This is a genomic window from Metabacillus litoralis (assembly GCF_003667825.1).
Classification (GTDB): domain Bacteria; phylum Bacillota; class Bacilli; order Bacillales; family Bacillaceae; genus Metabacillus; species Metabacillus litoralis_B.
Window position 1 is genome coordinate 2,489,962 of sequence record NZ_CP033043.1, and the last position, 25,343, is coordinate 2,515,304.

Here is a 25,343-nt window from a genome sequence, read left to right on the forward strand (position 1 = left end):
TGACCTTTCTACTTTTTTTGTTTCCTCCATTGAATAAATTCTATAAGTGTTTTATATTCTTTGATTTCTTCCTTATCTATTCCTGATTCTTTGAGCGTTGTAGCTAATTCAATCAAAACAGGATCTATATCTTGTTGTTGCAGTCTTATCTTTTTCCCTGGGTTTAAGAGCACGTTTATATCTACATCCAAAACTGTCGCTATTCTTCCCACAACTTGTAAGGAAGGATTGAGATTTAAATTCCGTTCAATATTACTTAAGTATGATTTAGACACTTTTGCCCGTTTAGCCACTTCTGATAACGTTAACCCCTTCTGTTTACGTCTATTACAGATCAAATCTCCTAACAAGTTTCATTCTCCGTTCATTTTCAAATAGAAACTAAATACTATTTATCTCTACTTTTTGTTTACTTTTAATAACTGTTTGTTTTATACAATTAATAATTCTCTCGAAATCTTCATCAGTCATATTTGACCCTGAGGGCAAACATAACCCGTTTTGAAAAAGTTTGTCTGATATACTTTCTAGTTCATGATGAGGATAATACTTCTTGCCATAAAAAACAGGCTGAAGGTGAAGCGGCTTCCAAACAGGCCTTGCTTCAATCTGCTCCTCACTTAAAGCTGTTAAAATATCTAATACAGATACTCCAGCTTCCTCCTCATTAATTGTTAATGCAGTTAGCCAACGATTAGAAAAAGTATCCTCTAGTTCAGGCATAAATGAAAAACCGGGAAGAGTTGAAAGCTCCTCTAAATAACGTTCGAAAATGGCCCTTCTAGATTCGATTCGATCCTCTAATACCTCAAGTTGGGCTCTTCCCACACCAGCTAAAATATTACTTAAACGATAATTGAATCCAATTTGACTATGCTGATAATGAGGGGCATCATCTCTTGCCTGTGTTGCAAGAAATCTTGCTTTCTTTAGTGCATCACAGTCGTCGGATATCAACATGCCTCCACTAGATGTTGTTATAATCTTATTTCCATTAAAGGAGTAGATGCCAAACTTTCCGAAAGTTCCACTCGCTCTCCCCTTATACGAAGCTCCTAATGACTCTGCCGCGTCTTCTATTATTGGAACATCGTATTGATTACAGATCCCTATAATTTCATCCATTTTAGCACTCTGTCCATAAAGATTTACCACAATAACAGCTTTTGGAAGAATCCCCTCTTTAACCGCATCTTGAAAAGCTCTTTGTAAAGCATTGGGAGACATATTCCAAGTTTCAGGTTCAGAATCAATAAATATAGGTTCAGCACCTTGATAAATTATTGGATTTGCACTTGCTATAAAAGTAAGACTAGAGCAAAATACTTTGTCATCTCGTGTTACTCCTAATAAAGAAAGAGCCAAATGAATAGCTGCCGTTCCCGAACTTACGGCTAATGCTTCATTGGCTCCTACATACTGAGCTATTTCCTTTTCAAATGCATCTACATTTGGCCCGATTGGAGCAATCCAATTGGTTTTAAATGCTTCCTCAATGTATTTTAGTTCTTGCCCACTCATATGTGGGGAAGATAAATAAATCCTTTTTTTATAGGTTTCGCCATTCAAAAAATTCACCCCACAATTATTTTATCTTTCATTTTTGCTTTGGCAGGAGTTCCAACTGCTAGACAGTTGGAAGGGAGATCTTTCGTAACAGTAGCTCCTGCACCAATCGTTGTCCATTCACCTATCTTCTTATTTGGAATAATGGTTGCTCCACTTCCTACCATACACCCTTCACCAATCGTAACCGTTCCAGCAATTGTACTGTTAGGACATATGTGAACAAAATCTTCTATAGTACCATCATGTTCCACAATTGATCCTGAATTTAAGATACAATGATCTCCTATAATTGTATCTGCATTGATAATTGTATTAGGCATTACAACTGTACCGCTGCCGACCTTTGCACTTGGACTTACAACTGAAGTTGGATGTATGACTGTAATAAACTCTTTTTCAGTTATCTTTAGCTTTTCTACTATCATTTTTCTAATTTTGTTATCTCCAATAGCTATAACAAACTGGATTTCTCCGATTTTCTTCTTCAGATCATGAACAGCATGTAAAGGAGCATAAATGACATGATTCATGACTTGAACTTTTTCATATTTGTTATCAAGGTAACCAATGATATGAAGTCCCTTTGTAGCATGGACGATATCAGTAACCACTTTACTATGTCCGCCATGACCAATAATCATTATTTTCATTAATGACCTCCTCCAACTGACTTTGATCCCTTAAAGTTTTCTACTGTTGCATTCCCTGGTTGATTAATTCCGTCTGAAATGATTACTTTATACACCGTTAAAAATAGGATTTTTATATCTAAGAAGAATGATTGATTTCTAACGTACCAAACATCTAGCTTGAATTTTTCCTCCCAGGATAGATTATTTCTCCCATTCACTTGTGCCCAGCCCGTAATTCCTGGCCTAACCTTATGTCTTAGTGCTTGTTCCTTTGTATAAAGGGGCAAATATTCAACAAGTAAAGGCCTTGGACCTACCAAACTTAAATCTCCTTTAATGACGTTCCATAATTGAGGATATTCATCTAAACTATATTTGCGTAGGAATTTACCGAATCGTGTAAGTCTCATAACATCTGGAAGAATTTCACCGGCATTATCTCGTTCGTCTGTCATTGTTCTAAATTTATATAGCCAAAAGATTTTTCCATTTAACCCTGGTCTTTTCTGTTTAAAAATAATAGGTGAGCCAAGTCTAACTTTGATTAACAAAGCAATTATAAAGAAAACTGGACATAGACATACAAATATAATAAATGAAATCGTAAAATCAAAAATCCGCTTCATTCTTCACTCCTCAAACTTATGGAATCATCTAAAATTTGCTCTATTATTTCTTCGATAAGTTCATTCACATGCATATTTTCTGTTTCCATACCCTTAACATACATTTTCATTAATATTTCTTTCAATCTATGCTCGTTCAATCGTTCTGAAATAACCATTATCCTTTCCTTTCATACTAATAATTATTTGTTTTTAACAAAAAGTCCTTACTACAAAGCAAGGACTCACATCTTGGCTATACTTTATTTAATTAATTTTATTCATTACGCTTGAGATATCTTTAGCCAAAATATTGACTTGAGTATTTAAGATTAAGATTAATAACAGTCTCATAAAAATAATAGAGCAAGTAACAAATTAGTAATGAATAGTAAACAAGTTTCCTGTCTCTTTCTTTAAATACATGTAAGATCCAAGACACTAAAACTAATTGGTAAAGTTCAAAATAAATATTAAACCTGGCAAAAATCCAATTTGCTGTTGAAATAATCATAAAGCATAGACCAATTAGAGCCATATTTACAAAAACATCACTTTGAGGAAATATTTCTCTTAACTTTTCTCTTCCAAAAAAAGCAATAGCTAAAGGCGCGGCAGATACGAAAACTCTAATAATGTTTGCTCCACCTTCATCGAAATTACTATACCCACCATACTGACTATCTTCTATTGCAGAAAATAATACCGTTGAAAACTGGTTAAAACCTAAAACGATTAGGATTGAGAAAAATAAGAGAACTAAAGTTGCTTTTGTCCATGGTTTAAACCTAACTAAGAAATAAACTGGAATCAATATGAGGGCACTTTGATGAAAGAAAGAAGCAAATATTACCACTAAAAAATATTTAACTTTATTACCTTCGATTAAGAATTTTGTTGCTGAGAAGATAATTGCAGCCGCTAGACATTGTCTAATTCCATTCATAGTGACTAAGAACAAGCCACCAGTAATATAAACAAAGATACTCAATTCAACTACCCTTGAGTATTTGTAAAAAACAAGAATGATCAGTAGATTTGTTACAAAAGCTGTGATGAAGATTAATAACTGTGGATCATTTGTATAGCTTTTTAAAATCATTTGTAGGATAGCAAATCCTATATCATCTTGTGTTTTAACATATTCCCATGAAAAATCATTGAGAATATAAGTGCGCATATATAAAGGGGTATCCCCTATATTATTACGCAGTCCAGAAACTAAGATAAAAGGTATTATAGAAAGTAGGGCCATCAATTTATTCGGTTGCATTTTAACCAATGAACCTGAGCCATTTAACACGACATTAGTTGAAAAAAACCGGGAAAGAAATGCTAATAGAAACACAAGAACAAGGTTAACCCATAAAACTGTCATACAATAAATCCTTTCAAAGTTTAGAATTTCTAGCTATTAAACTAGTTCTTTTTCTATCCTTGAGGAAAGATAGTGCAATAATTCTTCTCTTAAGTCTTTCCTATTAAGAGCAAATTCTATTGTCGTTGTAATAAACCCCATTTTTTCTCCAACATCATATCGAGTTCCTTCAAAATCATAGGCATATACTGCTTCATGCTGATTTAGCCTAGCAATTGCGTCCGTTAATTGTATTTCCCCACCAGCACCTGGCTGTTGTTTTTCTAAGATTTCAAAAATCCTCGGATTTAATATATACCGCCCCATTATTGCTAGATTAGAAGGTGCTTCCTCTTGTTTTGGCTTCTCAACAAGGTTATTAACACTAAAGAATCGCTCCCCAATTGGATTAGCATCAACAATCCCATAACGAGATACTTCGCTATTAGCTACAGTTTGAACACCTAATATTGAAGCGTTGTATCGTTCGTATTGATCTATCATTTGCTTTAAGCATGGCTTCTCAGCTGAAACAATATCGTCACCTAATAATACAGCAAATGGCTCGTTACCAATAAATTTACGCGCACACCATATTGCGTGGCCTAATCCTCTTGGTTCTTTTTGACGGATATAGTGGATATCAACAAGCTTTGATGCCTTTTGTACTTCATCTAACAAATCAAACTTTCCTTTATCAAGTAGGTTTTGTTCAAGTTCGAAGGAATGATCAAAATGATCCTCTATTGCTCGCTTGCCTTTTCCTGTAACAATAATAATATCTTCAATCCCTGACTCTACAGCTTCCTCAATAATATATTGAATTGTTGGCTTATCTACAATTGGTAACATTTCCTTCGGCATTGCTTTTGTTGCTGGTAAAAATCTCGTTCCTAATCCTGCTGCTGGTATGATAGCTTTTCTTACTTTCAATGGACACACTCCTATTAAACTGAGATTAGTTTCTTTTTATAAGCAATCCGTGTTCGAGCATTTGCCAATTCCAGAAGAGAATCTCTCAGGTGCTCACGGTCTAATGATCTAAAATTCTTTATCATATATTCTATTTCTTCTATATATAATTCCGATGTTTTCCCAATGTAAATTTTGGGGTAAATTTGTTCTTCATGAACCTCATCACTACTTAATAGTTCTTCAAATAATTTCTCACCAGGTCTCATTCCAGTAAATTCAATGCCAATCTCGTCAAGATTATTTCCTGACAGTTTAATCAAATTTTTGGCAAGATCAACAATTTTCACTGGTTCCCCCATATCTAAAACAAAGATTTCTCCACCCTTTGCTAAAGCTCCAGCTTGAATGACTAGCCTAGAAGCTTCAGGTATAGTCATAAAATAACGAACCATTTCCGGATGAGTCACGGTTACTGGTCCACCCTTTTGAATTTGTTTTTTAAATAACGGAATAACACTTCCTCTACTTCCTAAAACATTTCCAAAACGTACAGCAACAAATCTAGTTTTGCTTATTTGATCAAAATGTTGAATAATCATTTCTGCAAGTCGTTTTGTAGACCCCATAACACTCGTAGGATTTACAGCTTTATCAGTTGAAATCATTACAAAGGTGTCCACACCATGAAGACTAGATGCTTCTGCAATGTTCTTGGTTCCTATTATATTGTTTTTTACAGCTTCCTCTGGGCTTCTTTCCATTAAAGGAACATGCTTATGAGCAGCCGCATGATAAACAACGTTAGGCTGATACTGTTTCATAACTCTCATTAATTTGTCATTATCTTGTAGATCTGCAATTTCAGTAATGATATTGATCTCAGTATCTTTACATCGCTCTTTTAATTCCAATTCAATCGTGTAAATACTGTTCTCTCCATGTCCTAATAAAATGATTGTTTTAGGATTAAAAGAAGAAATTTGTCGGCAAATTTCAGAGCCAATTGATCCTCCTGCTCCTGTAACAAGAACTACCTTATTAGTGACAGAATCACTAATACTAGTTATGTCTAACTCAATCGCCTCACGACCTAGCAGATCTTCAACTTGTACATCTCTAAATTGATTAACAGAAACTTTTCCAGTTAACAAATCTTCAAGCATTGGAATCATCTGAGTCTTAGCAGTGGTTTTTGCACACTCTTTAAAGATATGGTTAAGCTGTTTTTTATTAAGAGAAGGAATGGCAATGACTATGTTTGATATATTTAGTTCTTTGGTAATGCGTTCAATTTCTTTCACACCACCAACAACTGGAATCCCTAATATATCTAATTTCTGTTTTTTTACATTATCATCAATAAATGCAATCGGCTGAAGCTCACCATCGTGATTATGAAGCAATTGTCTAGCAACCATCGTTCCAGCTGCTCCTGCTCCTATTATTAATGTTCTTTTCTTATTGAAAGAATGTCGTAAGTATGTATCTCGATAAACTCTCCAAACAAACCTAGATCCTCCGATAAGCAATAAGTGAATCATCCAAGTAATCGCTAGAATTCTAAAATAGATATCATTTTGTACCATTTGTTGTACAATAGCTGTTACGATTATCGTAAAACTAATTACCTTAAAAATACTTATAAGTTCTCCTATACTTGCATATTCCCAAGCTTTTTTATAAAGCTTATAAATAAATGAAAATAAGTGGTGACAAAATAATAAAGAAATAGAACTGATAAAAACTTGAAATGATACTATTTCCATACTTGGATTTATCAAAGCTTTGCTAAAATAAATTGTAGATAGAACAATGATAGAGTCTAATATAATAAGCAACCAAATTCGGCTATGATAAGTCATTGTCTCTCACTCCTTTCTATTTAATTTTGTGATGATTTCTTTATTACTATTGTTCTTCTTTGTATGGCATAATCTAATTCTTTCTTAAACTGCTCAAGCTGTTCTATTGATGCATCCTGTTTTATGTAACGCAAGAGCTTTTTCATGACCTTTGGAAAGCGATCAAACTCCTTCATGGTTTCAGCTCCTTTAACTAAAATGATTACCTATAAACCTCTAACTCGAGAAATATAGGTAATCATTTTAATATATGTGGGCATTTAACCCTCCCTCACACCACACTCTTGACGACTCGCATCTAAGGTTTTTTAGACCCACAGCATGGTCGAGTGCCTCCATTGATAAAGGCAAGGAGACATCACCTTTTCATTATTACTCACAAAATATTCTCAATAAAGAACAATCGAGCAAATAAAGCTTATTCCCCAGCATTCAATATAACACCTAAAACATTCGCTCGTACAAGTTTTAATAATCTATTGGCTTCTAAAGCTTTTTCCTGATCTGTTCTTCCACTATTTAGTGTTAACACTACACCATCACATTGCCCTGCTAATAATTTGGTTTCTGTCGTTTCAAGAACTGGGGGACAATCAAATATCACAACATTATACTCTTTTCTTGCTTCTATTAGAAAACGACTCATAGCTCCTGATCCAATAATTTCTGCAGGATTTGGGGGAATGGTTCCACTTGAAAGCACATCTAATTGTCCAATCTGCGTTTGAAAGACTGCTTCTTCTAAAGGAATACCTTCGATTAGAACATCTGTAAGTCCTTTTGTTTCTTTTATATTAAATGCTTGTTGAAGTTTTGGTCTTCTTAAATTAGCATCTATTAACAATACTTTTTCACCTTGCTGTGAAATCGAAATGGCTAAATTCACAGCTGCTGTTGTTTTCCCTTCTCCATTAGAGGGGGAAGTTATCATTAACAATTGATGCTTTTTATCAATCGAACTAAATTGAATATTGGTTCTTATAGTACGGAAACGTTCAGCAATTTCAGAGTTGGGGTATGTATGGGAAACAAAATGACGTCTTGTGATTTCTTTCATTGCTTTATTTTTGTTAATTAAACTAAGAACCAATTGTCTCACTCCCGTAATCAAATCTCACTGAACGTTTTTGTTTACCTTGCATATTTGCTTTCTTCATTTTTGGCACAGTTCCTAGAACTGGTAAACCTAATAATTCTTCAACTTCGTGCTCTTTTCTTATGCTATTATTTAAAGTGTTAAGTAAAAAGGCTAGACCAATACTGACTACTATTCCACCAGCAAAACCGTATATTATTGGTTTATTTTTATCTTCATTAATCGGAAACGGTACTTCCTTTGCTTGTGATAGAAGTTTAACATCATTAAACCCAATAATTCCCGGAATTTCTTCTTTATAAGTTTCCGCTATAGAATTTGCTAAAATTGCAGCCTGCTTTGGATCTGAATCTGTTACCGTAACAGTGACAACCTTTGAGTCACCGATACTGGCAACCATAATCTTACTGCTAAGTACTTCTGGAGGGTAGGGAAGATCTAGTTTTTCAACTACTTTTTCCAATACAGTTGTGTCTTGAATGATCACTTTAAGTGTTGACATTAGGCCACTATCGGCATTTAATATCATTCTTGAAGCCGATTGATACATAGGAGTGTATGAAGAAATAGAATAATATGTTCCCGCGGAGGTTGAGATTACAGTTACCAATAGAATGATCCATAAATATCTTTTAATTACTAGTAACAACTCTCTTATGTTAATTTCTTTTGATTTTTGTTCAAGTAATTGTTTATCATCAAGGTCTTGAAGGCCTGACATTTAACTTTCCCCCCGTTTATTTTATTTGAACCTATTCATAGGATAGTTCACTATAGAGAACAAGTCAATCCTTTTTAGCGAATTTTCAAATTCTTTATTACCTTTCTTAGAAACGTTCCATAAACATTTGCCTATATGTTCTTGTTCATTATATATATAACTATATCCGATTTAATTGATTTAAAAAAACTCTTAAATTTTGTTGTTTTTTCGTTAAAACGAACAGCATAGTCTTATTTTCTCATGAAATCTCTTCCATTCATATGTTTTTGTTATTTTATTAAGAACAAATTGTTCCTTATAATGAACTTGTTAACAATTTTCTTTTTATGATAAGGAGAACCATATGGTTGGAAAACGTTTAAGGGAGTTGAGGCAGGAAAAGGGATATTCAATAACTGAATTAGCTGAGTTAGCAGGGGTGTCCAAGTCTTACCTAAGCTATATTGAACGCGATGTGCAGAAAAATCCCTCACTTCAATTTTTAAAAAAGATTGCTTCAACTCTCGAGATAGAGGTTGAAGTGCTACTAGGTTCTTCGCCTTCCGAGGAGCTGTCAAGAGAGATTGTTCTTGATAAGGAATGGAGTAAATTATTGAATAAGGCGATTGAGGAAGGCATGAGTAAAAAAGATTTTAAAGAGTTTAGGGATTATTTGAAATTTCGAAAATGGAAAGAAACAAAGATGAAAAAGGAAAACCTTATCCAGGAGGACAGCTGAATGAATGTTGTGAAGGAAAAGCTAAATAACGAGCAATTAGATGTAGAATGGATAGAATTAATGAAAGAAGCAAAGCAGCTTGGCTTATCTTTTAATGAGGTCCAAGAGTTCCTTCACCAACAGGTAGCTTCTCATGAATAAAAGGCCATTTTCCGGCCTTTTATTTACTTATTTATTTTTCAGAAAAAGTACATTTAAACATGCTATGGCTTATATATGCTAAATTTTATTCGGGATTCCAATTGAATTAAAATAGCATATAACTATTTGATAGAATGTCTCGTACAATTAGATAGTTATAATAGGAAAAAAAAGGCCATCAATCAATGACCTTTTGATCTTTACTTACAGAAACTTTATAAACGAAAACATCCTGATACTTAGCGATCACCTCTTTAAAACGTGGATCATCTTCTTGAAGGGATCCAGTTATGATTTCATTTCCACTATCTTCAATTGTAACACCTACAATGATTTCTTCGTTCGTGTTGAAGGTTATTTCTTCCTCTAATTTCTTAAACAATGAGGATGAATTTTTTGTGTTGTACTCTTTATAAGCTTCCATTGCACTCACACCATTTTCCGACAATACTAATGCATGGATCGTATAGCCTTCATCTGTCTTCTCTCTTGAAAAGAAGAGCGTATGGGGTTTGTCTTTTGCTGTAATGGAACTGGACATATTCGCTACATGATTTTGCTTTTCACCGTTGTGATAATGTTCAACAGTTAAACGAAGTTGATGGTCATTAGGAAGCGAGCTTACATCATAACTAAGTATTTCCTGCCCAATTACTCCTTCCAATATTGATTTCTCTCTGCTTGTCAGTTCTGTTGGACTGATTGACATTTCGGATTGAGTCGGTTCTGTAGTGCACCCAATGAGGAAGATAATAGAAAGAATGAAAATAATCCTTTTCAATCTCCTCCACCACCATCGCCACCTCCAAAATCTCCAAATCCGCCAGAGGAATCATTTGAATCATGATGATTCTGTTTGTCATGGGAATCACCAATAAAAAATGGTGGGATAAAGGACGAATTCTCATTTCTATTCTTTCTATTTTTCCTCGACTTTGTTCTGATACCGGCTGCTAGACCAATGAAAAGAAGCGTAATAAAAATCAACACCACTATGAAACCTGCCATCACTGTTACCACCTTTATTGTTTTCTTCTCAACTCCTACTCCCTCCATATGATTACACCTTACAAACTATGTATGATTTTCAATGTATTGGTAAAAATATGTAGCAAGGATGGTGTTCATAGGTGAAGAAATGGATATTTTTTCTTACAATACTGTACGGATTAACAGCAACACAGGTTTCATTTTCACCTGAAGTTCATGCTGTTTCTCAGAAAACATGGGAAGATGTTGCAGTAAAAGAAACAAAAAAACGTTACCCATTATCACAAGTATTGTTTTCTCAAAAAATTTGGGACAAAAAGAAAAAGGATTTTACAGTTAAGCAATACCGCTTAACATTACGTGAAGGTATGGACGACTTTGCTGTCTATACAACCATAACATATGATTCAAAAACTGGTGAAATCAAAAAAATTCAGGTTGTACCGGAGGCATAGGTGGTGCCTCCCCGATATTTGTAAAATAATGTCGACCAGATTAGCTCTGTCATATAAATTCGCTTTATGACAGAGCATTTTTATTGTTATATAAAAAAACAGCACAGTTAATGACTGTACTGTTTTCCCATCTTTTATTGATCTTTTTTCTTATTCATTAACAATCTAACTGCAAAAGGTAAAACACCTAACCAACGATTACTGTAATATGAAGAAGATGCATCAAGATCTTTACGTTCCTGCCGTTGCTGCTTTCTTGTTTCTTTAGGCGTGTCCATAAATTTCACTATTTGCTGTGTAACATACTTAACATAGTCATTTGTAGACAAGGTAAAACACCTCAATTAATAATGGTATCTACCTCTATTTATTTCCAAAGTTCTTAGCATTTAATCGTATACTTATTTCATTCACAATATCTTCAATATTTTTTTGTGCGGTTTCAATTAACACTGAACAATCATCATAAAAATTTACTCGTGATTGATATAAATCATTAAGCTCTTGTTTTGATTTTTTACTTGCTAAAGGCCGACTTTTATCTGAATGAACACGTTCGTAGATTGTATCAATATCTGCATGAAGCATCACGATACTGCCATGTTCTTTCATCCAAGCTCTATTTTCTTCCTTAATAACAATTCCACCGCCTGTTGTAATAATAACGTCATTTGTTGGAAGTTCTTTTAAGATTTTTGTTTCTTGGTCTCGAAAAAAGGCTTCACCATATTCTTCAAATATTTCTTTAATGCTCTTATTTAATTTTTTTACAATTTCTTGATCTGTATCAATAACAGGAAGTTTCATGTTTTGTGCAAGTTGTTGACCAACTGTTGTTTTTCCTGCTCCCATAAATCCAGTTAAATAGATTGCTTCCAAAACCAGTTCCTCCACGTTTTCTTTCTACAATACCATAATTTTTAATATTCAGACCATACATTCATTTCATTTTTTGCAGAATCATATTGATAAGAAGCTGTATATTCTTTTCCTTCATTTGTTTGGCACGTGATCGAAACATTAAAAATCAGTGGTGAGACTTCTTGAACCAGGTAAGTGAATTGCCCATTAAACGTATTCACTGAAATCTGTTCATTAAGTAAAGCAGTTCCTCTTTTTACTTCCTTTAGTGATTTTTCAACTGCAACTTGCATGATTGAATCAAGAGTATAATATTGTTTTGTTTCCTCATAGAATTTTTTTTCATTTACTAAGGACATTGAGATATGTGCTGTTATTAGCAAACAGAAAAACACGATCACCATCATACTTGGCATAATGAAGCCTTTTTCGTCCTTCATACTTTGACTAATTCCTTATAAGATCTAAAGGTATAGGTATAAACCTTACCAGCTTCACTTATGACAGAAAGTTGAATTCCTCTGTCAACTTGGTGAAAGGTCATTGTTTTTACTTTTAAAAGGAGGATTTCGTGGCCTCTGTCGGATATTTGTCTACGAATTAGGTTTTTATAGTGATTAATACTAACATGTTGTCCACTATGATTTGTAAACGTTAATTCTGTATCCTGAATGGTTATATTACTGGATTCTTTAAATTCCCTATGAAGTTGTATGATAAAAAGTTCCCATTCAAATGGCCTTAAGTCTTCTGGATGTTGGGAATGAGAAATTAGAAAGTGAAAAATAATGGTGAGAGTTGAAATAATGAAGGAGTAAATGAAAAAGGTTAGAAGCATATTCAAAAACGTATACCCCCGTTCGTTAAGATACAAGAAGGCAAACCGATTTTGTTTTTTTAAACAAACTTGACCATTCCATACATGCCTTTTGATCCCCACCTTCCTCCCTCCATGTTAAGTGATAAACTACTGAGTCTTTTTCAATATCTTCGTTTTCTTTGTCAACACCAGAAAAAGCAACATGTTGAACCTTCTTGTGTAATAATTTTAACGCATCGGAAGATTGTTTTGTTGTAACTCGTTCTTGAGTTAAAAGAACAAGCTGAGGGATGAGGATGGAAACAATTAATATCCACATACTAAATGCTGTGATTGTTTCTGCTAATGAATAGCCTTTAACGTTCTTGAAGAGCAAAACGACCCTTTCCAAGATAAAAAACCACCTTATATGACTGATTGTAATAGCTAATGTGCATAGTCCCGCTTGCTCGAATCGAACCATTAGGATTATAAGTGATGCGGTTCGAAAATACTTCAGCCTCAATTTTGATTCGACTGTCATACTTTCTTTCAATAAGTTTTGATCCCAGCATTGTCCCTTCAATTGTGTATTTGTTCTGACTCGGCACAAATACTATATAAGCCTTTTCTTCATTTACCAGTGCGTATTGCTGTGCATACATGACATCTTTTTCAAATGTATCTAGAAAAGTATCTAAAACTTTTTGATTATAAATAGGAACAATATTCGCAATAAAAAGCAAGCTCATACTGCTTACAATAGCTAACACAAGAACTGTTTCTAATAAAGTAAAACCATTTTTATTAATCGACTGCTGGTGCTCCTCCATCAGAAACAACTCCATCTGCAGCAATTGCAACCGTATTACCATTTGGACATACAGGTTTACTTCGTAGATAGCCACCGGTTTGTAGTTCTCCTACTGTAGGAATTTTTTTATGATCAATTTGATAAGATGTTACTTGAGCCTGTACCATATTAATAAGCCCATCACAGCCTTTTTCTTGAATACTGCTATTATGCTTTGTTACATTTGGAATTGTAATAAGCAGTAATACCGTTATAACCAGTAATACAATTAGCATTTCTATTAACGTAAAACCTTTTTCTTTCTTCATCGATTACCTCCTATAAGCTTTCCATCATCTTGTACATCGGTAAAAGCATAGATAAGTAGACAAATAATACGATTATACCTACGAATCCATAAATAGCAGGTTGAACGACTTCCATTATTTTCACCATTTTTTGCTCAAGCTTATCGATAATAAGCTGGCTATACGTGTAAAGTTCCCTTGACAGCTGCCCATTTGCTTGTCCATGCAAAATAACAAGAGACAGCTCCTTTTCATAAAAACATCGTTCACCAATAATGTGGTGAAGCTGTTCACCAGCTCGTAATTGTTGAATAAGGTAGCCTGCCTCTACCTTAAAAAATGGCAATAAATTCTGACTTTCAAACACCTTTAAACTCTCAAAAGTAGACATCCCCCCTTTTAATAAATTACTCAGTTGCAGGGCAAAGAAATAACTGTGTGAAATAACAAATATTCTTTTTAAAATAGGAATTTTTATGATTGTGTTCATTTGAGCATCTGCGGGCTGTTTTTTAAATATGGAAAAGAAGTAATAAACAATTGCGGATACTGCCACTATTAATAAAATTCCTAAAAGCTTTATTCCATTAAAAACAATTAGTAAAAATAATGAAAAAAAGGAGGTTTCAATATTCATAGAAGCATATAGCTGCTCAAATTGTGGGGTAATAACAAATTGGATCATTAGTAAAATAATGGCCACCGTTGATAATAAAAAGATAGGATATCGCAGTAGTTTTGTAAGCTTATCAAACTGTGTAAGTTTTTTATCCAGAATTCCACTACATTCTTTTAGTGAAAATTCTAGGTCCCCATGTTGTTCAGCAAAATAGAGATAGCTTAACACATCCCGATGAAAATGTAAGCTTGAAAGAGCTGTTCGAAATGAATTACCTGAAGATAAATATGATATACATTGCTGTAAATCAGCTTTTTTATAGCCTTGCTCATTAACATGAAGAAACTGTAAAGCTTCATTTAATGTGTACCCTTTATCTAACAAACTACTTAATCTTTTTAGTAAAGATAGTTGGTCTTTCAAGTTCCACTTTTTTTTAATCTTCATAACGAAACACCCAACGGTCATAAGAATTTGGATACAGATATCCTAGTGCTATTCCTTTTTTAATAACATCTTTTAATGTTGGGTATTGATAGGAAGCTAATTCCCCTTTCGCCTCCTTTACGACAGCTGTTAAGTTTTTCCCATATAAAAGCTCATAAATACTTAACCTTCTTTTTTGTCTTAGTTTCTTACAAAAAGGAGAGCATTGGTCTTCACAGAATGGACATTTTAGTTGAACTAGTCTCTGAGCTGAGACAGCAATGAGGGTTTGTTCAATTTCTGATAAACTCACATCAAATTCCATTAATCGATAAATCGCCCCCTTTGCATCTCTTGTGTGCATGGTTGACAAAACAAGGTGACCAGTTAGACTGGCGCGAATGGCAATTTGAGCTGTTTCTCGATCACGAATTTCTCCAACCATAATAATATCGGGATCATGACGCAGAATTGCCTTTAAACCAGCAGCATAGGTAATCCCCGCTTTTTCATTAACTTGAACTTGCAATACTTCCTCACTTTTCGTTTCAACCGGGTCCTCTAAGGTAATAATATTTCTGTTAAAATGACGCTTTGCATAATGAATGAGAGAATAAAGTGTCGTTGTCTTACCCGAACCAGTAGGGCCTGTAAAAATCATCAAACCATGTGAGTGATTCAAAATAGAGAGCAGCTTGTTAGTTGTGGCAGGGAATAACGATAAATGTGTAATTGGTGGAATTTTCTCTTGTGGCAGAATTCTAATCACAAGACTTTCTTCGTGAATGGTAGGTAAGGTGGATAATCTAAGATGAACGTTCAGATTAGTAGTATAAAGTGACAGTGACCCATTTTGTGGTCTTCGTCTTTCACCAATGTCCATGGAGGCTAAGAATTTTAGATGAGAGATAATACGACCACAGATTTCTTTTTTCATAGTATGCTTTTCAATTAAATCATCATCAACTCGAAATTGAATGAGCGTGTCTTGTTCTCTAGGAATAATGTGAATGTCTGAGGCTCTTAATGCACAGGCTTCTTCAATAATGCGTTCACTTATTTGTTCAATTGGTTTCACTTGTGCTTCTCCTTTCTACTTTGTACAACCATTGTACAGAATGAGAGGATTTTTTGCACATTGATAAAAGTGAATTTTAAGGGAGGTTTTTTAGGTCATTTTTAAGTTTTTATAGAAAGAAATTAAATTTATTGTGATTTTTTGTTATATAAAATGGAAAATCGAACATAATAGAGGTTGTAAGTTGGTTTAGAGTAAAGCTTTACTGGGCTACTTGCTCAGCTCATACTTAATCCCAAGTGATACTTAGTTGTCGACGATATTTCGCGTTATTTCCTTGCAGAAATAACACAAAATATCCTCTTGCTGGGGTAGTGCTTTGTGATGGGGCTTAGTGTAATACTTAAACCGTCTACTTTTTGCTTAGCACTTACTTCATCACAGGTTTTACTTAGTCGTCGACGATATTCCGTGATATTTCCTTCAGAAATATCCCAGAATATCCTCTTGCGGCGCGCATTCATGGAGCAGATTCGAAGAAGCTGCACATGAAGCCTCTTCAGTGGGCTATAGCCAAGCGGTAAGGCATCGCACTTTGACTGCGACATGCGTTGGTTCGAATCCAGCTAGCCCAGCTATCTGAAAAAGACGTTTGCCATGTGGCAGACGTCTTTTTCTTTTATGATACTGATTTTTTTAGTTCTTGTTTTCTTGCTACTTTGCTTAGTTCCTGTGGGTTGTAGCCTACGATAAGTTTGTTTCCGTCTGTGATGATTGGACGGCGTAGGAGTTTTGGCTCTTGGTGCATAAGCGTAAGTACCTCAGAAAGAGAGAGTTCATTTACGTCAATGTTTAAGTCTTTATAGGTTTGGCTTCTTGTTGCAAGAATTTCATCTATGCCTTCTGTTGTTAAAGATAAGATTTGTTTAAGTTCATCTATAGATGGTGTGTCACGAAAAAGATGCCTTTCGTGAAAGGTTACATTGTGCGCTTTTAGCCAATGCTTTGTTTTTCTACATGATGTACAACTTGGGTAACTGTAGAACGTTAGATTATTCACGATACTTCCTCCTCAGGTAATAAGTGTTTAGATCTATCATTGGCCCCTGATAACTTGTTGGTTTAATTGTACATTATTTGTACAACGAATGTATAGTTATTTGTTTAATAATATTTTGAATTTTTTATTACAACAATATTTTCTTTTTTAGATTGTTGCAGCATGATTGTAAACGCTATTTACAAGTATATTAATGGTACATTATAATAATTAAAGTGATGGACTTGTATGTCAGATTATAATTTGTCAAAAGCTATCATATTGATGTTATTTTTATGTACTTCTAACATCAGGTTTATCTACCATTCAGCTAATGGCAAAGTCAACAAAGGAGGGATACATATGGATCGTATGTTCCGAGTATTAGGTTTCTGGACGGGAATCTTCGCAGTAATGTTCTATCTTGGAGATATGAAGACGACTTCCTTACTCTTTTTCGGACAAACTGGATTTTTTGTTTTCTTATCTTATTTAAAATTATCCGAACGCATGTACATTTATATTTTTGGTGCTTACCTAACTATTTTCTTTGTCGGATTTACGTACTGGACAACATTTATGATGATTCCAGGACATAACATGGGACATTAATGAAAACACCAATGTAAATGAAAAAACAGGCAGCTATTTTGTATAGCTGCCTGTTTTTCCTATTAAAAGCCATTTAAAAAAGGATTGCTTTCCATCTCTTGTTCAATACTGGTTTCCGGACCATGTCCTGACAAAACAATTGTTTCTTCTGGTAGGTTCAATAGCTTGTTATGTATGCTTTTTATTAGTTGCTCATGATTGCCACCTGGCAGGTCAGTTCTGCCAATGCTACCTGCAAATAATGCGTCTCCAGAAAAAACAACCCCTGCTTCTTCTGCATAGAAAGAAACGCTTCCTGGTGAATGACCAGGTGTTTCATATACTTGTAAAGAAAATTCACCTATCTCTAGTTTTCCTTCACCTTTAATTAATTTATCAGGCTCTGCCACACTAACAGCACCAGCCATAAAAAATTGAGAACCATTTAGAGACGAATCTGCCAACCAATCTTTCTCATTTTTATGTACATAAACAGGAATGTTCCATTTCTTTCTCACATCGTCTACTGCCCCAATATGATCAAAGTGAGCGTGTGTGAGTAAGATGGCTAGCGGTTTTATATGCTGCTGCTCAAGTAAGCTAATCAGCTTTTTCCCGTCACCACCCGGATCAATAATTAAACATTCCTTCTTTTCATTGAAAAAAAGATAGCAATTCGTTTGCAGTGGTCCTAAAGGAAGTTGTCTCCATTTCATTTTCTCATCCTCCAAATTATGTACTTACGTTCATTTTACACTATAGATCAGTATGATGATAACCACATGATGGTTAATTATAGAACAAGATGGTAAATATAATAGTATCCTATAGAATAAATAGAATCGAAAATAAACTCGACAAACGTCATGAAACCGATTAAAATATTAGAAGGACTTGTTATTGTATTTTGTTTTTAAAAACAAAGATTCAACGAAAAAATGATCTACATAGAGTAAGGGGGCTTTATTAATGGGCTTAGTGATTATTTTTGCACTTGTAACCATTCTAGGGATTTTCGGACTTATTCGTTCACTGAAAGATAAAAACCTTCTTGGTGCAGCATTTGCGTTTGGTACTTTAGCTGTATTTGGATGGTTTGCCGTAATGACCTTTATTCACCACGGTTACCCAACTGCACACTAATAATAAAAACAGAACAAACCCCTTGGCACTTTGCTAAGGGGTTTTTTACTGATTATTTTCAAAAATGCTTCTGTACACTTTCTAGTTTACTTTCCATTGTAGACTTTTTATCTCGTCGATCATCAATTCGAATATTGGTTGCTACCCTTTGGATGCCTTTATTAAAAGGGGCTTCATGAATGTCTTCAATCACTTGAAGCAATGTATGTAACTCCCCTTCAATAATGGTATTCATCGGAGTTAGCTGATACTTAATTTTCTCCTCAGATTCGTACTTTTTAAGGATTTGTTGAATATCTGCTACATATTCGCTAACACTTGGTGTATTTGTTCCAATTGGAATTACTGTTACATCTACTATTGCCATATTTGTCATCCTTCCTACTTTAGAGAAACTAGCTCTACCATCTTTTGTGAGTCCAAATTAATTAGATGCTCATATCTAGCACCATATAGTGCATAGTCCCCATTTGGCGATAATTTTATTGGGAGATTTTCCATTTTTTCTATAACTGTTTGTTTTTCACCAGAGTCCAATGAAAAAGAAATGAGAGAAAACCCTGTTTTTTCTTTATTCACTTCAAGCATGTAAAAATGGTTATTATGATCCATATCATGATATGGAATGGACCAATCAGAATAAAGGGCAACTAGACGTGTCGGCATCTCCGACAGTTGTTGTTGACTTATTGAATCATAAAAACGCACCTTTGCTGTACCATCCTCATCCACTATTTCAATCGTAGACATGATGCTTGTGTAATTGGTATTAGCAACAACCCCATCAGAGACAGAAGTTTCCTCTTTGCTATCAAGGTTATAAATATATAATGGAGCAGTTAAAGCCGGAGCTTCTTGATCCCACTTTAAATAGCTCACTTCATGATCATTTATCCATTGAATGAACGGGATATCAACTGGATTTTCAACAAGTGTTTGCTCTTTTGTATCAATTATGTACGTATTATAGGTCCAATCTTCATTAAAACTAGATACAAACAGCTGATTTTGGTTTTGCTGATTCCAAGTGTACTGAAGCTCATACGATTCAATTGTCGTCTGATATTGTATCTTTGCCTCGTCGTCCACAATTAATAATTCTGCTTCATAACTTGAAGGACTAGTATGAATTAAAAAAAGACTTTTATCTTCATTTGCTTCCAATTGAACAATTGGTGCTTCTGATGTGAAAAACAATGTTGAGTCTCCAGAGTATATATTATACGTATATACTTTAGATCCATCTGCATCATTGAGGATATAAAAAATGGTCTTGTCATCCTTCCAGTCAGCAACTGAGTGGAATTTCGCCTCCTCTGCTTCTAATGGTAAAGTGAGTTGTTTTCCCTGAGGTTGATTCCCTGAGCCCTTAACAGGGGTTTCTTCTTCCCTCAGAGATAGTAACTCTTTATCATTCTCTTGTTGATGAGATGGATTACAGCCCGATCCAAAAAGCACGATTAACAAGAAACATAAACATAATTTAGTTAATCTCATCAACTTTTCTGTCACCTGTCTCTCCTAAATTTTTCTCTATTACTTCATACGTATTATCTTGTTAAAATGTTTCATTTTATTATTAGATTATTCCTCATTAAAAAATAACATACTGAGGTGTAAAAAAAAATCAAAGCTGATGAACTTTTTTTGAATTTCTTAACTTTAACACTATGTAAAAAAACGAGTGACTAAATGGTGTTCAATCACTCGTTTAAAAAACTTACTACATATATAATGCTGCGTAGAAAATACCCTTACTCTTTTTATAAATATCATCAAATTGGTCAAACGGTAAGGGGTTCACACCATTTCCTAGCTCAATTGTATAGCCTGGTTTTCTATAGTCATGAACGAACCAATCTCTGAACCCCGCATGACTGTCTATGTCTCTTACTGCTTTATAGCCACTAAGACGTTCAAATTCTCTTACAATCGCCTCTGCTTCTTCAGGTTCTTTCCTTAGATATCCCCAGTAAATCTCTTCTCCTTGTGTATGAAATGCTAATACACGATCAAAATGTTGTTTTTTAACAAGATTTGATAAAGCAATGGCTTCAGGTTCAGTTAAAGGAGCATCTCCAGGGTAATCGCGTGGTGCTGGTGTTTTTGGAATTTTACGGGCTTTTTCAATATCCCAGTTAACAGGATATTGATTATTCAAATCAATACCTCTAATATTTGCCTTCCACTGTGAAAAATCGATGCTTAAATCATTCATTTGCAAAAGACCTGCTTCATAAGTGTTATCATGTGGCAATCCATTTAAAACAAGATCTACTCCATCAGGATTGACCATCGGGACGAATGAAAGAGTTGTTTCTTTATATATAGATTGGACATCGTGCCCATTTATTCGTATTGAACCATTCCCTAAGGCATCAACATATTCATGTAACCAATACATCATCACACTCGTGGTTATCCATTCATTAGCATGAAAAGAACCGTTCATATGAATCTTTTTAGGGCCATTCCCGATTGTTAATTGATAAATAGGTTTTCCTAACACACTATAGCCAACTATGTCCTTTTTTATAAAAGGATACATAAAAATCAATTTCTCTATTTCCTTTTCTAACTCATTTGAATCATAAGGTTTCTTCATCATTGGTTCGGGTTTTATTTTATCGTCACCAACTAACTCCACAATATCACTATTTTCAACAATAGATAGGCAGTTAACAGGAATATTTAACTGAGTATTTGCTTCTATTTCACCTCTCAGCTCAACATCATTGCTCTCATATAAAAGCTGACTGTCGAGTTGCAAATGAGTTGAAAGATCAGTAAGTGAAATGCTTTTATTTAAGCGGATAATCATCATTGAACCTCCAATTTGCCTATTTAGTTATAGCTTATGTTAGGTTAGTTCAATTGTTGTTAAGTTCATTACTGTTTTTCAATAACAAAAAGGGCTGACCCTCTAAGACTTACACCTTAGTTTGAGTCAGCCCTGTTATTAATTTTTTTCTACCTCTGTTTCTGCTTTTACTTCTGTTTCTTCTCCGTTTTCACCATAAAAACGTAATAAGTCACCGTAAATGATTTCATCAGAGTAATTCAGTTCCTGCTTTGCTTTTTCCATATACGGATCACATACAGCCTGATCTGTAGGCTGGCCTGTTTCTTTATCATAGCAAATACCACGTGTATAAACATTGTTTTCAGTGATAAAGCTTCCATCTCTTAAAACTGTGAACGATAATTTATCATCTGATAACGCATCTGTACCAAACTGAATTTGCTCACTAGTATCAATACCTAATAAGCTCATGATTGTTGGGCGGATATCAATTTGTCCTGCTACCTTCGTGATTTTCTTAGGATCTTTATCCGTTACACCCGGTATGTGAACAATGAAAGGAACACGTTGTAATTGCACTGTTTCAAACGGCGTAATCTCTCTGCCAATAAACTTCTCCATTGCTACGTTATGGTTTTCTGAAATTCCATAGTGATCACCATAAAGGATGATGATTGAGTTTTGATAAACATCTGTTTTCTTTAAGTCCTCAAAGAATACTTTTACTGCCTCATCCATGTAACGAACAGTAGGAATATATTGATTTAACGTTTTACTATTAGAATCAAACTCGTCAATCATACGATCCTCTTCCCCAAGTTCAAATGGAAAGTGGTTTGTTAATGTAATTAATCTTGTATAGAATGGCTGTGGAAGATTATCGATATGTTGAACTGACTGTTGGAAAAAGTCGATATCCTTTAAGCCCCAACCAATTGAATTTTCTTCCGTTACATTGTAATCATTAACATCAAAGAAGCGGTCATAGCCAAATGCTTGATACATCAAGTCACGATTCCAGAAACTCTTATTATTCGCATGAAACACTGTTGAATAGTATCCAGACTCTTTTAAAATTTCTGGTGTTGCATTGTATTCATTATTGCTGTTTGTAAAGAATACGGCACCACGACCTAATGGATATAATGAGTTATCTACAATAAATTCAGAGTCAGATGTTTTTCCCTGACCTGTTTGATGATAAAAGTTTTCAAAGTAGTAACTCTCACCGATAAGATCATTTAAAAATGGAGTAATTTCTTGTCCATTTAATTCTTCATTTAGTACGAAGCTCTGTAATGATTCAAGTGAAAGTAAAATCACATTACGACCCTGTGCTATTCCTTGTAAGTCTTCATTTGAAGCTTTACGGTTAGCATTTACATAGTTTTCTATCTCAGTCAAGCTATCACTGTCAGCTAAAGCACGTTGGGCAGATGTTTTTGATTGTAATACCGCATCATAAATATGAAAGTTGTATACACTGATGTTTTTCACCAGCATTTCTCTATCAAATGAACGTGTTAATAATTGTGGTCTTTCTGTTTCAGCTAAGCCTAAATTAAAAAAGAATACAGCGGCTACTAGTAGAAAATAAGCTGACTTTTCTTTTCTAGTCAGTAATGAAGCGGATCTGAAAGTTGGCTTTTTTAACAACCAGTATAAAATAGCTAAATCAACAAACATTAATAAATCACTAGGTAAGAAAAGATTCGTAATACTACTTCCTAAATCTCCCATATTGCTTGTCTGAAACAATACTGGTATTGTTAGAAAATCATTGAAAAATCGGTAAAATACCATGTTTGCCAAGAGCAAGGCTGTTACAAAGATACTAGCACCAAATATATAGCGGTTTCTGTTCTTCTCCTTCATGAAAAGACCAAAACCAAATATTAGTAATAGAAAGCTCAATGGATTAATGAATAATATAAACTCTTGTGTGAAGTTTTCAATTTTAATATCAAAGCTAGTTTTATAGACAATGTATGTTTTTATCCATAGAAATAACGTTGCTAATAGTAAAAATGAGATTTTTGAAAATGTCTTTTTGCGCATCTAACTACCTCCTCATCCCTTGGGACAATTACGCTTCCTTTTATCTCTAATTTTTTCCATTTATTAGGTAAGTATTAAACAACTAAAACATATCTTAATACTTTCTTTACAAAAAATCAATGTTTTTTCATACGCCCATTACAATAGCCTGCTAGAATAATAATGTTAAGCTTATTCTCTATACCCTAGTATTAGACGTCCTAAAACATAAAAAGTTTCGTTTTCTTTAAAAGTAAAATAATTCTGAAAATAAACCAAGGGATCTAGGTCTACTTTTGATTAGATACAAAAGATCCATTAAACTCAGCAATTTCACCATTTAAAACATAAAAGGAGCTCTCTCATGGAGGCTCCTTTTTACTATCACCTATTAGTAGTAATTCGTAGGTCTTTTTACGTGTTGAATTTAATTATTTAGTAACTTTGTCTTAACTAACCATGCTCCACCGATTACACCTGCATCATTCCCTAATGTCGCAACCGAGATGGACGCTGCTTTAGCAACTCGTGGAAAGGCAAAGCGTTTAAAATATTGCTCAACTCTAGAGATAAGAAGGTCTCCAGCTTTAGATACTCCACCGCCGATTACAATCTTTTCAGGATTTAATCCATTGGATAAATTTGCAAGTACAAGTCCTAGTTGAAATGTAACATAATCAATTACTTCTAAAGCTAAAGAATCACCTTTTTCAGCTGCATCAAATACATCTTTTGATGTTAAATCAGAGATCGTTTTAAGAATGCTATCCTGATTAGATGATTGAAGCTTTTCCTTTGCTATTCTTACGATTCCAGTAGCTGATGCTATTGTTTCAATACACCCTGTTTTACCACACCCACATTGAGCTCCACCTTCAGGGACAACCGTAACATGTCCAATTTCTCCACCTGCTCCATTTACACCATGAATTACCTCTCCATTAGAAATAAGACCGCCACCAACACCAGTACCTAATGTTACACAAATTAAGTCCTTAGCTCCGTCTCCAGCACCTTTCCACATTTCTCCTAGTGCTGCAATGTTTGCATCATTATCAATAACAGCAGGTAAACCGGTTTCTAGCTCTAAATGATCTCTTAGTGGGTAGTTTACCCAGCCTAGGTTTGGTGTTTCATAAATAAGTCCGCTTTCTAAATTAACTGGACCAGGCGCTCCCATCCCTACGCCACCAAGTCTTGATTTATCCATTTCTAGTTCTTCTAGCTTTGTATCAATTGCTTTAGCGATATCAGTTGTAATCGCCTTCCCTGATTTATCAGTAGGAATTTCCCATTTCTCTACAATCTCTCCGTAGTAATTAATAAATGCCATTTTTATTGTTGTACCACCTAAATCTACACCCACTAATATTTTCTCATTCATTTAAAATCACCTTTTTCTACTATTATATATGTGTTCATTAGTAAACGTTTTCAACCCTGTTACTTTTTACTTATACCAAACACTAAACTTATATTATCCTTGCTTTTTAAGTTTTTGCATTTCTTGTCTTAAGAGGAGAATTGCCATTTGGTAATCCTTTGGCTCTACTAAATTTGATTGATACAGCTGTTTCATTTCTTCTTCCATTAATTCTAAGTCAGAAACTCGATCGCCTATGTAAATGATCGTTCCGAATTTTTTTAAAAGCTGCTGAACGTCATATATTGTTTTCAAGGTATCACCTACTTCATTATAACTGAGCACTACTTTCAAGTATAAAGGAATTGAAAAAAGCGTCAAGAAAACGTTAAAAATTTGTAAGGGTATTTAACAAGATTATTTTTCTAGCATTCCCTACATTATATTTCAATATATTAAAAATGATCAGAAACCATTAA

General features: G+C 34.3%; 35 protein-coding genes and 1 tRNA gene. 6 read left to right on the forward strand and 30 right to left on the reverse strand.

Annotation, left to right across the window (positions count from 1 at the left end; genetic code table 11):
• Positions 1 to 8 precede the first annotated feature (8 nt).
• The 11 genes from D9842_RS12390 to D9842_RS12430 all read right to left on the reverse strand — a co-directional run bounded on the left by D9842_RS12390 (position 9) and on the right by D9842_RS12430 (position 8,757).
• The gene (locus D9842_RS12390; RefSeq protein WP_121662806.1) at positions 9 to 350 is read right to left on the reverse strand and encodes a helix-turn-helix domain-containing protein; all 342 of its coding nucleotides are present in this window, start codon (positions 348 to 350) and stop codon (positions 9 to 11) included.
• Positions 351 to 381: 31 nt separating this feature from the next.
• On the reverse strand, positions 382 to 1,521 hold the full coding sequence (locus D9842_RS12395) for a DegT/DnrJ/EryC1/StrS family aminotransferase (RefSeq protein ID WP_121665052.1): 1,140 nt from the start codon (positions 1,519 to 1,521) through the stop codon (positions 382 to 384).
• A gap of 53 nt (positions 1,522 to 1,574) precedes the next feature.
• Entirely contained in the window at positions 1,575 to 2,219 is a 645-nt protein-coding gene (locus D9842_RS12400) for an acetyltransferase (RefSeq protein ID WP_121662807.1), read from the reverse strand.
• Positions 2,219 to 2,827 (reverse strand): sugar transferase, encoded by a 609-nt coding sequence (locus D9842_RS12405; RefSeq protein WP_121662808.1) that lies wholly within the window; start codon positions 2,825 to 2,827, stop codon positions 2,219 to 2,221. The genes D9842_RS12400 and D9842_RS12405 overlap by 1 nt, the downstream gene beginning before the upstream one ends.
• A complete protein-coding gene (locus tag D9842_RS25910; RefSeq protein ID WP_162987414.1) occupies positions 2,824 to 2,985 on the reverse strand; it encodes a YwzD family small protein in 162 nt (53 codons plus the stop codon). The genes D9842_RS12405 and D9842_RS25910 overlap by 4 nt, the downstream gene beginning before the upstream one ends.
• Positions 2,986 to 3,107: 122 nt before the next feature.
• The gene (locus D9842_RS12410) at positions 3,108 to 4,184 is read right to left on the reverse strand and encodes an EpsG family protein (RefSeq protein WP_121662809.1); all 1,077 of its coding nucleotides are present in this window, start codon (positions 4,182 to 4,184) and stop codon (positions 3,108 to 3,110) included.
• Between the two features lie 36 nt (positions 4,185 to 4,220).
• Positions 4,221 to 5,096, reverse strand: coding sequence for a UTP--glucose-1-phosphate uridylyltransferase GalU (gene galU / locus D9842_RS12415; RefSeq protein ID WP_121662810.1), 876 nt, complete (start codon positions 5,094 to 5,096; stop codon positions 4,221 to 4,223).
• A 14-nt stretch (positions 5,097 to 5,110) separates the two neighbouring features.
• Entirely contained in the window at positions 5,111 to 6,940 is a 1,830-nt protein-coding gene (locus D9842_RS12420) for a polysaccharide biosynthesis protein (protein WP_121662811.1), read from the reverse strand.
• A gap of 20 nt (positions 6,941 to 6,960) precedes the next feature.
• On the reverse strand, positions 6,961 to 7,116 hold the full coding sequence (locus D9842_RS25915) for a hypothetical protein (protein WP_162987415.1): 156 nt from the start codon (positions 7,114 to 7,116) through the stop codon (positions 6,961 to 6,963).
• A gap of 242 nt (positions 7,117 to 7,358) precedes the next feature.
• Positions 7,359 to 8,030 carry a CpsD/CapB family tyrosine-protein kinase gene (locus D9842_RS12425; protein ID WP_232273271.1) on the reverse strand — a complete coding sequence of 224 codons (672 nt, stop codon included), beginning with the start codon at positions 8,028 to 8,030 and terminating at the stop codon, positions 7,359 to 7,361.
• On the reverse strand, positions 8,020 to 8,757 hold the full coding sequence (locus D9842_RS12430; protein WP_121662812.1) for a YveK family protein: 738 nt from the start codon (positions 8,755 to 8,757) through the stop codon (positions 8,020 to 8,022). The genes D9842_RS12425 and D9842_RS12430 overlap by 11 nt, the downstream gene beginning before the upstream one ends.
• 346 nt (positions 8,758 to 9,103) lie before the next feature.
• Here D9842_RS12430 and D9842_RS12435 point away from each other — a divergent pair, with 346 nt between their 5' ends.
• Positions 9,104 to 9,478 carry an XRE family transcriptional regulator gene (locus tag D9842_RS12435; protein ID WP_121662813.1) on the forward strand — a complete coding sequence of 125 codons (375 nt, stop codon included), beginning with the start codon at positions 9,104 to 9,106 and terminating at the stop codon, positions 9,476 to 9,478.
• Entirely contained in the window at positions 9,479 to 9,619 is a 141-nt protein-coding gene (locus D9842_RS12440) for an anti-repressor SinI family protein (protein ID WP_121662814.1), read from the forward strand.
• A 178-nt stretch (positions 9,620 to 9,797) separates the two neighbouring features.
• Here D9842_RS12440 and D9842_RS12445 read toward each other — a convergent pair whose 3' ends face one another.
• Entirely contained in the window at positions 9,798 to 10,400 is a 603-nt protein-coding gene (locus tag D9842_RS12445; RefSeq protein WP_121662815.1) for a hypothetical protein, read from the reverse strand.
• Positions 10,397 to 10,675 (reverse strand): hypothetical protein, encoded by a 279-nt coding sequence (locus D9842_RS12450; protein ID WP_121662816.1) that lies wholly within the window; start codon positions 10,673 to 10,675, stop codon positions 10,397 to 10,399. The genes D9842_RS12445 and D9842_RS12450 overlap by 4 nt, the downstream gene beginning before the upstream one ends.
• Before the next feature lie 74 nt (positions 10,676 to 10,749).
• Between D9842_RS12450 and D9842_RS12455 the strand changes: the two genes are divergently transcribed.
• Positions 10,750 to 11,064 (forward strand): DUF3889 domain-containing protein, encoded by a 315-nt coding sequence (locus D9842_RS12455; protein ID WP_121662817.1) that lies wholly within the window; start codon positions 10,750 to 10,752, stop codon positions 11,062 to 11,064.
• Positions 11,065 to 11,198: 134 nt separating this feature from the next.
• Here the strand turns inward: D9842_RS12455 and D9842_RS12460 are convergent, their stop codons facing one another.
• Genes D9842_RS12460 through comGA form a run of 9 tightly spaced genes read right to left on the reverse strand, consistent with a single transcriptional unit; the run spans position 11,199 to position 15,948 of the window.
• The gene (locus D9842_RS12460) at positions 11,199 to 11,393 is read right to left on the reverse strand and encodes a YqzE family protein (protein ID WP_121662818.1); all 195 of its coding nucleotides are present in this window, start codon (positions 11,391 to 11,393) and stop codon (positions 11,199 to 11,201) included.
• A gap of 34 nt (positions 11,394 to 11,427) precedes the next feature.
• Positions 11,428 to 11,943, reverse strand: coding sequence for a shikimate kinase (locus D9842_RS12465; RefSeq protein WP_121662819.1), 516 nt, complete (start codon positions 11,941 to 11,943; stop codon positions 11,428 to 11,430).
• Between the two features lie 41 nt (positions 11,944 to 11,984).
• On the reverse strand, positions 11,985 to 12,365 hold the full coding sequence (gene comGG / locus D9842_RS12470; RefSeq protein WP_121662820.1) for a competence type IV pilus minor pilin ComGG: 381 nt from the start codon (positions 12,363 to 12,365) through the stop codon (positions 11,985 to 11,987).
• On the reverse strand, positions 12,362 to 12,865 hold the full coding sequence (gene comGF / locus D9842_RS12475; protein WP_257536038.1) for a competence type IV pilus minor pilin ComGF: 504 nt from the start codon (positions 12,863 to 12,865) through the stop codon (positions 12,362 to 12,364). Before comGF ends, comGG begins: the two co-directional genes overlap by 4 nt.
• Entirely contained in the window at positions 12,789 to 13,136 is a 348-nt protein-coding gene (gene comGE, locus D9842_RS12480; protein ID WP_121662822.1) for a competence type IV pilus minor pilin ComGE, read from the reverse strand. Before comGE ends, comGF begins: the two co-directional genes overlap by 77 nt.
• On the reverse strand, positions 13,102 to 13,557 hold the full coding sequence (gene comGD / locus D9842_RS12485) for a competence type IV pilus minor pilin ComGD (protein ID WP_162987416.1): 456 nt from the start codon (positions 13,555 to 13,557) through the stop codon (positions 13,102 to 13,104). The genes comGE and comGD overlap by 35 nt, the downstream gene beginning before the upstream one ends.
• Positions 13,532 to 13,846, reverse strand: a complete 315-nt coding sequence (comGC, locus tag D9842_RS12490; RefSeq protein WP_121662824.1) for a competence type IV pilus major pilin ComGC — start codon at positions 13,844 to 13,846, stop codon at positions 13,532 to 13,534. Before comGC ends, comGD begins: the two co-directional genes overlap by 26 nt.
• A gap of 10 nt (positions 13,847 to 13,856) precedes the next feature.
• Positions 13,857 to 14,891 (reverse strand): competence type IV pilus assembly protein ComGB, encoded by a 1,035-nt coding sequence (comGB, locus tag D9842_RS12495; RefSeq protein ID WP_162987417.1) that lies wholly within the window; start codon positions 14,889 to 14,891, stop codon positions 13,857 to 13,859.
• The gene (gene comGA / locus D9842_RS12500; protein WP_121662826.1) at positions 14,881 to 15,948 is read right to left on the reverse strand and encodes a competence type IV pilus ATPase ComGA; all 1,068 of its coding nucleotides are present in this window, start codon (positions 15,946 to 15,948) and stop codon (positions 14,881 to 14,883) included. Before comGA ends, comGB begins: the two co-directional genes overlap by 11 nt.
• A 503-nt stretch (positions 15,949 to 16,451) precedes the next feature.
• Between comGA and D9842_RS12505 the strand changes: the two genes are divergently transcribed.
• Positions 16,452 to 16,523 (forward strand) — tRNA-Gln (locus D9842_RS12505).
• A gap of 44 nt (positions 16,524 to 16,567) precedes the next feature.
• Here the strand turns inward: D9842_RS12505 and D9842_RS12510 are convergent.
• Positions 16,568 to 16,948, reverse strand: coding sequence for a Spx/MgsR family RNA polymerase-binding regulatory protein (locus D9842_RS12510; RefSeq protein WP_121662827.1), 381 nt, complete (start codon positions 16,946 to 16,948; stop codon positions 16,568 to 16,570).
• A 342-nt stretch (positions 16,949 to 17,290) separates the two neighbouring features.
• On the opposite strand from D9842_RS12510, the gene D9842_RS12515 reads away from it, so the two are divergent.
• Positions 17,291 to 17,539 carry a DUF2626 domain-containing protein gene (locus D9842_RS12515; RefSeq protein ID WP_098799530.1) on the forward strand — a complete coding sequence of 83 codons (249 nt, stop codon included), beginning with the start codon at positions 17,291 to 17,293 and terminating at the stop codon, positions 17,537 to 17,539.
• Positions 17,540 to 17,601: 62 nt separating this feature from the next.
• On the opposite strand, the gene D9842_RS12520 is transcribed toward D9842_RS12515, so the two are convergent.
• Positions 17,602 to 18,234: an MBL fold metallo-hydrolase gene (locus D9842_RS12520; RefSeq protein ID WP_121662828.1), complete on the reverse strand. Its 633-nt coding sequence runs from the start codon at positions 18,232 to 18,234 to the stop codon at positions 17,602 to 17,604.
• A 253-nt stretch (positions 18,235 to 18,487) separates the two neighbouring features.
• Between D9842_RS12520 and D9842_RS12525 the strand changes: the two genes are divergently transcribed.
• Positions 18,488 to 18,661, forward strand: a complete 174-nt coding sequence (locus D9842_RS12525; protein ID WP_098799532.1) for a DUF2759 domain-containing protein — start codon at positions 18,488 to 18,490, stop codon at positions 18,659 to 18,661.
• A 58-nt stretch (positions 18,662 to 18,719) separates the two neighbouring features.
• Here D9842_RS12525 and D9842_RS12530 read toward each other — a convergent pair whose 3' ends face one another.
• From D9842_RS12530 to D9842_RS12555, 6 genes are all read right to left on the reverse strand, one after another.
• Complete coding sequence (locus D9842_RS12530) at positions 18,720 to 19,028, reverse strand: MTH1187 family thiamine-binding protein (protein WP_121662829.1); 309 nt, start codon at positions 19,026 to 19,028, stop codon at positions 18,720 to 18,722.
• Positions 19,029 to 19,042: 14 nt separating this feature from the next.
• On the reverse strand, positions 19,043 to 20,173 hold the full coding sequence (locus D9842_RS12535) for a YqgU-like beta propeller domain-containing protein (protein WP_121662830.1): 1,131 nt from the start codon (positions 20,171 to 20,173) through the stop codon (positions 19,043 to 19,045).
• A 211-nt stretch (positions 20,174 to 20,384) separates the two neighbouring features.
• The gene (locus tag D9842_RS12540; RefSeq protein ID WP_162987418.1) at positions 20,385 to 21,482 is read right to left on the reverse strand and encodes a M14 family metallopeptidase; all 1,098 of its coding nucleotides are present in this window, start codon (positions 21,480 to 21,482) and stop codon (positions 20,385 to 20,387) included.
• Positions 21,483 to 21,620: 138 nt separating this feature from the next.
• Positions 21,621 to 23,522: an LTA synthase family protein gene (locus tag D9842_RS12545; protein ID WP_121662832.1), complete on the reverse strand. Its 1,902-nt coding sequence runs from the start codon at positions 23,520 to 23,522 to the stop codon at positions 21,621 to 21,623.
• Between the two features lie 406 nt (positions 23,523 to 23,928).
• Positions 23,929 to 24,885: an ROK family glucokinase gene (locus D9842_RS12550; RefSeq protein WP_121662833.1), complete on the reverse strand. Its 957-nt coding sequence runs from the start codon at positions 24,883 to 24,885 to the stop codon at positions 23,929 to 23,931.
• A 93-nt stretch (positions 24,886 to 24,978) separates the two neighbouring features.
• Positions 24,979 to 25,179 (reverse strand): YqgQ family protein, encoded by a 201-nt coding sequence (locus D9842_RS12555; RefSeq protein ID WP_121662834.1) that lies wholly within the window; start codon positions 25,177 to 25,179, stop codon positions 24,979 to 24,981.
• Positions 25,180 to 25,343: the final 164 nt, after the last annotated feature.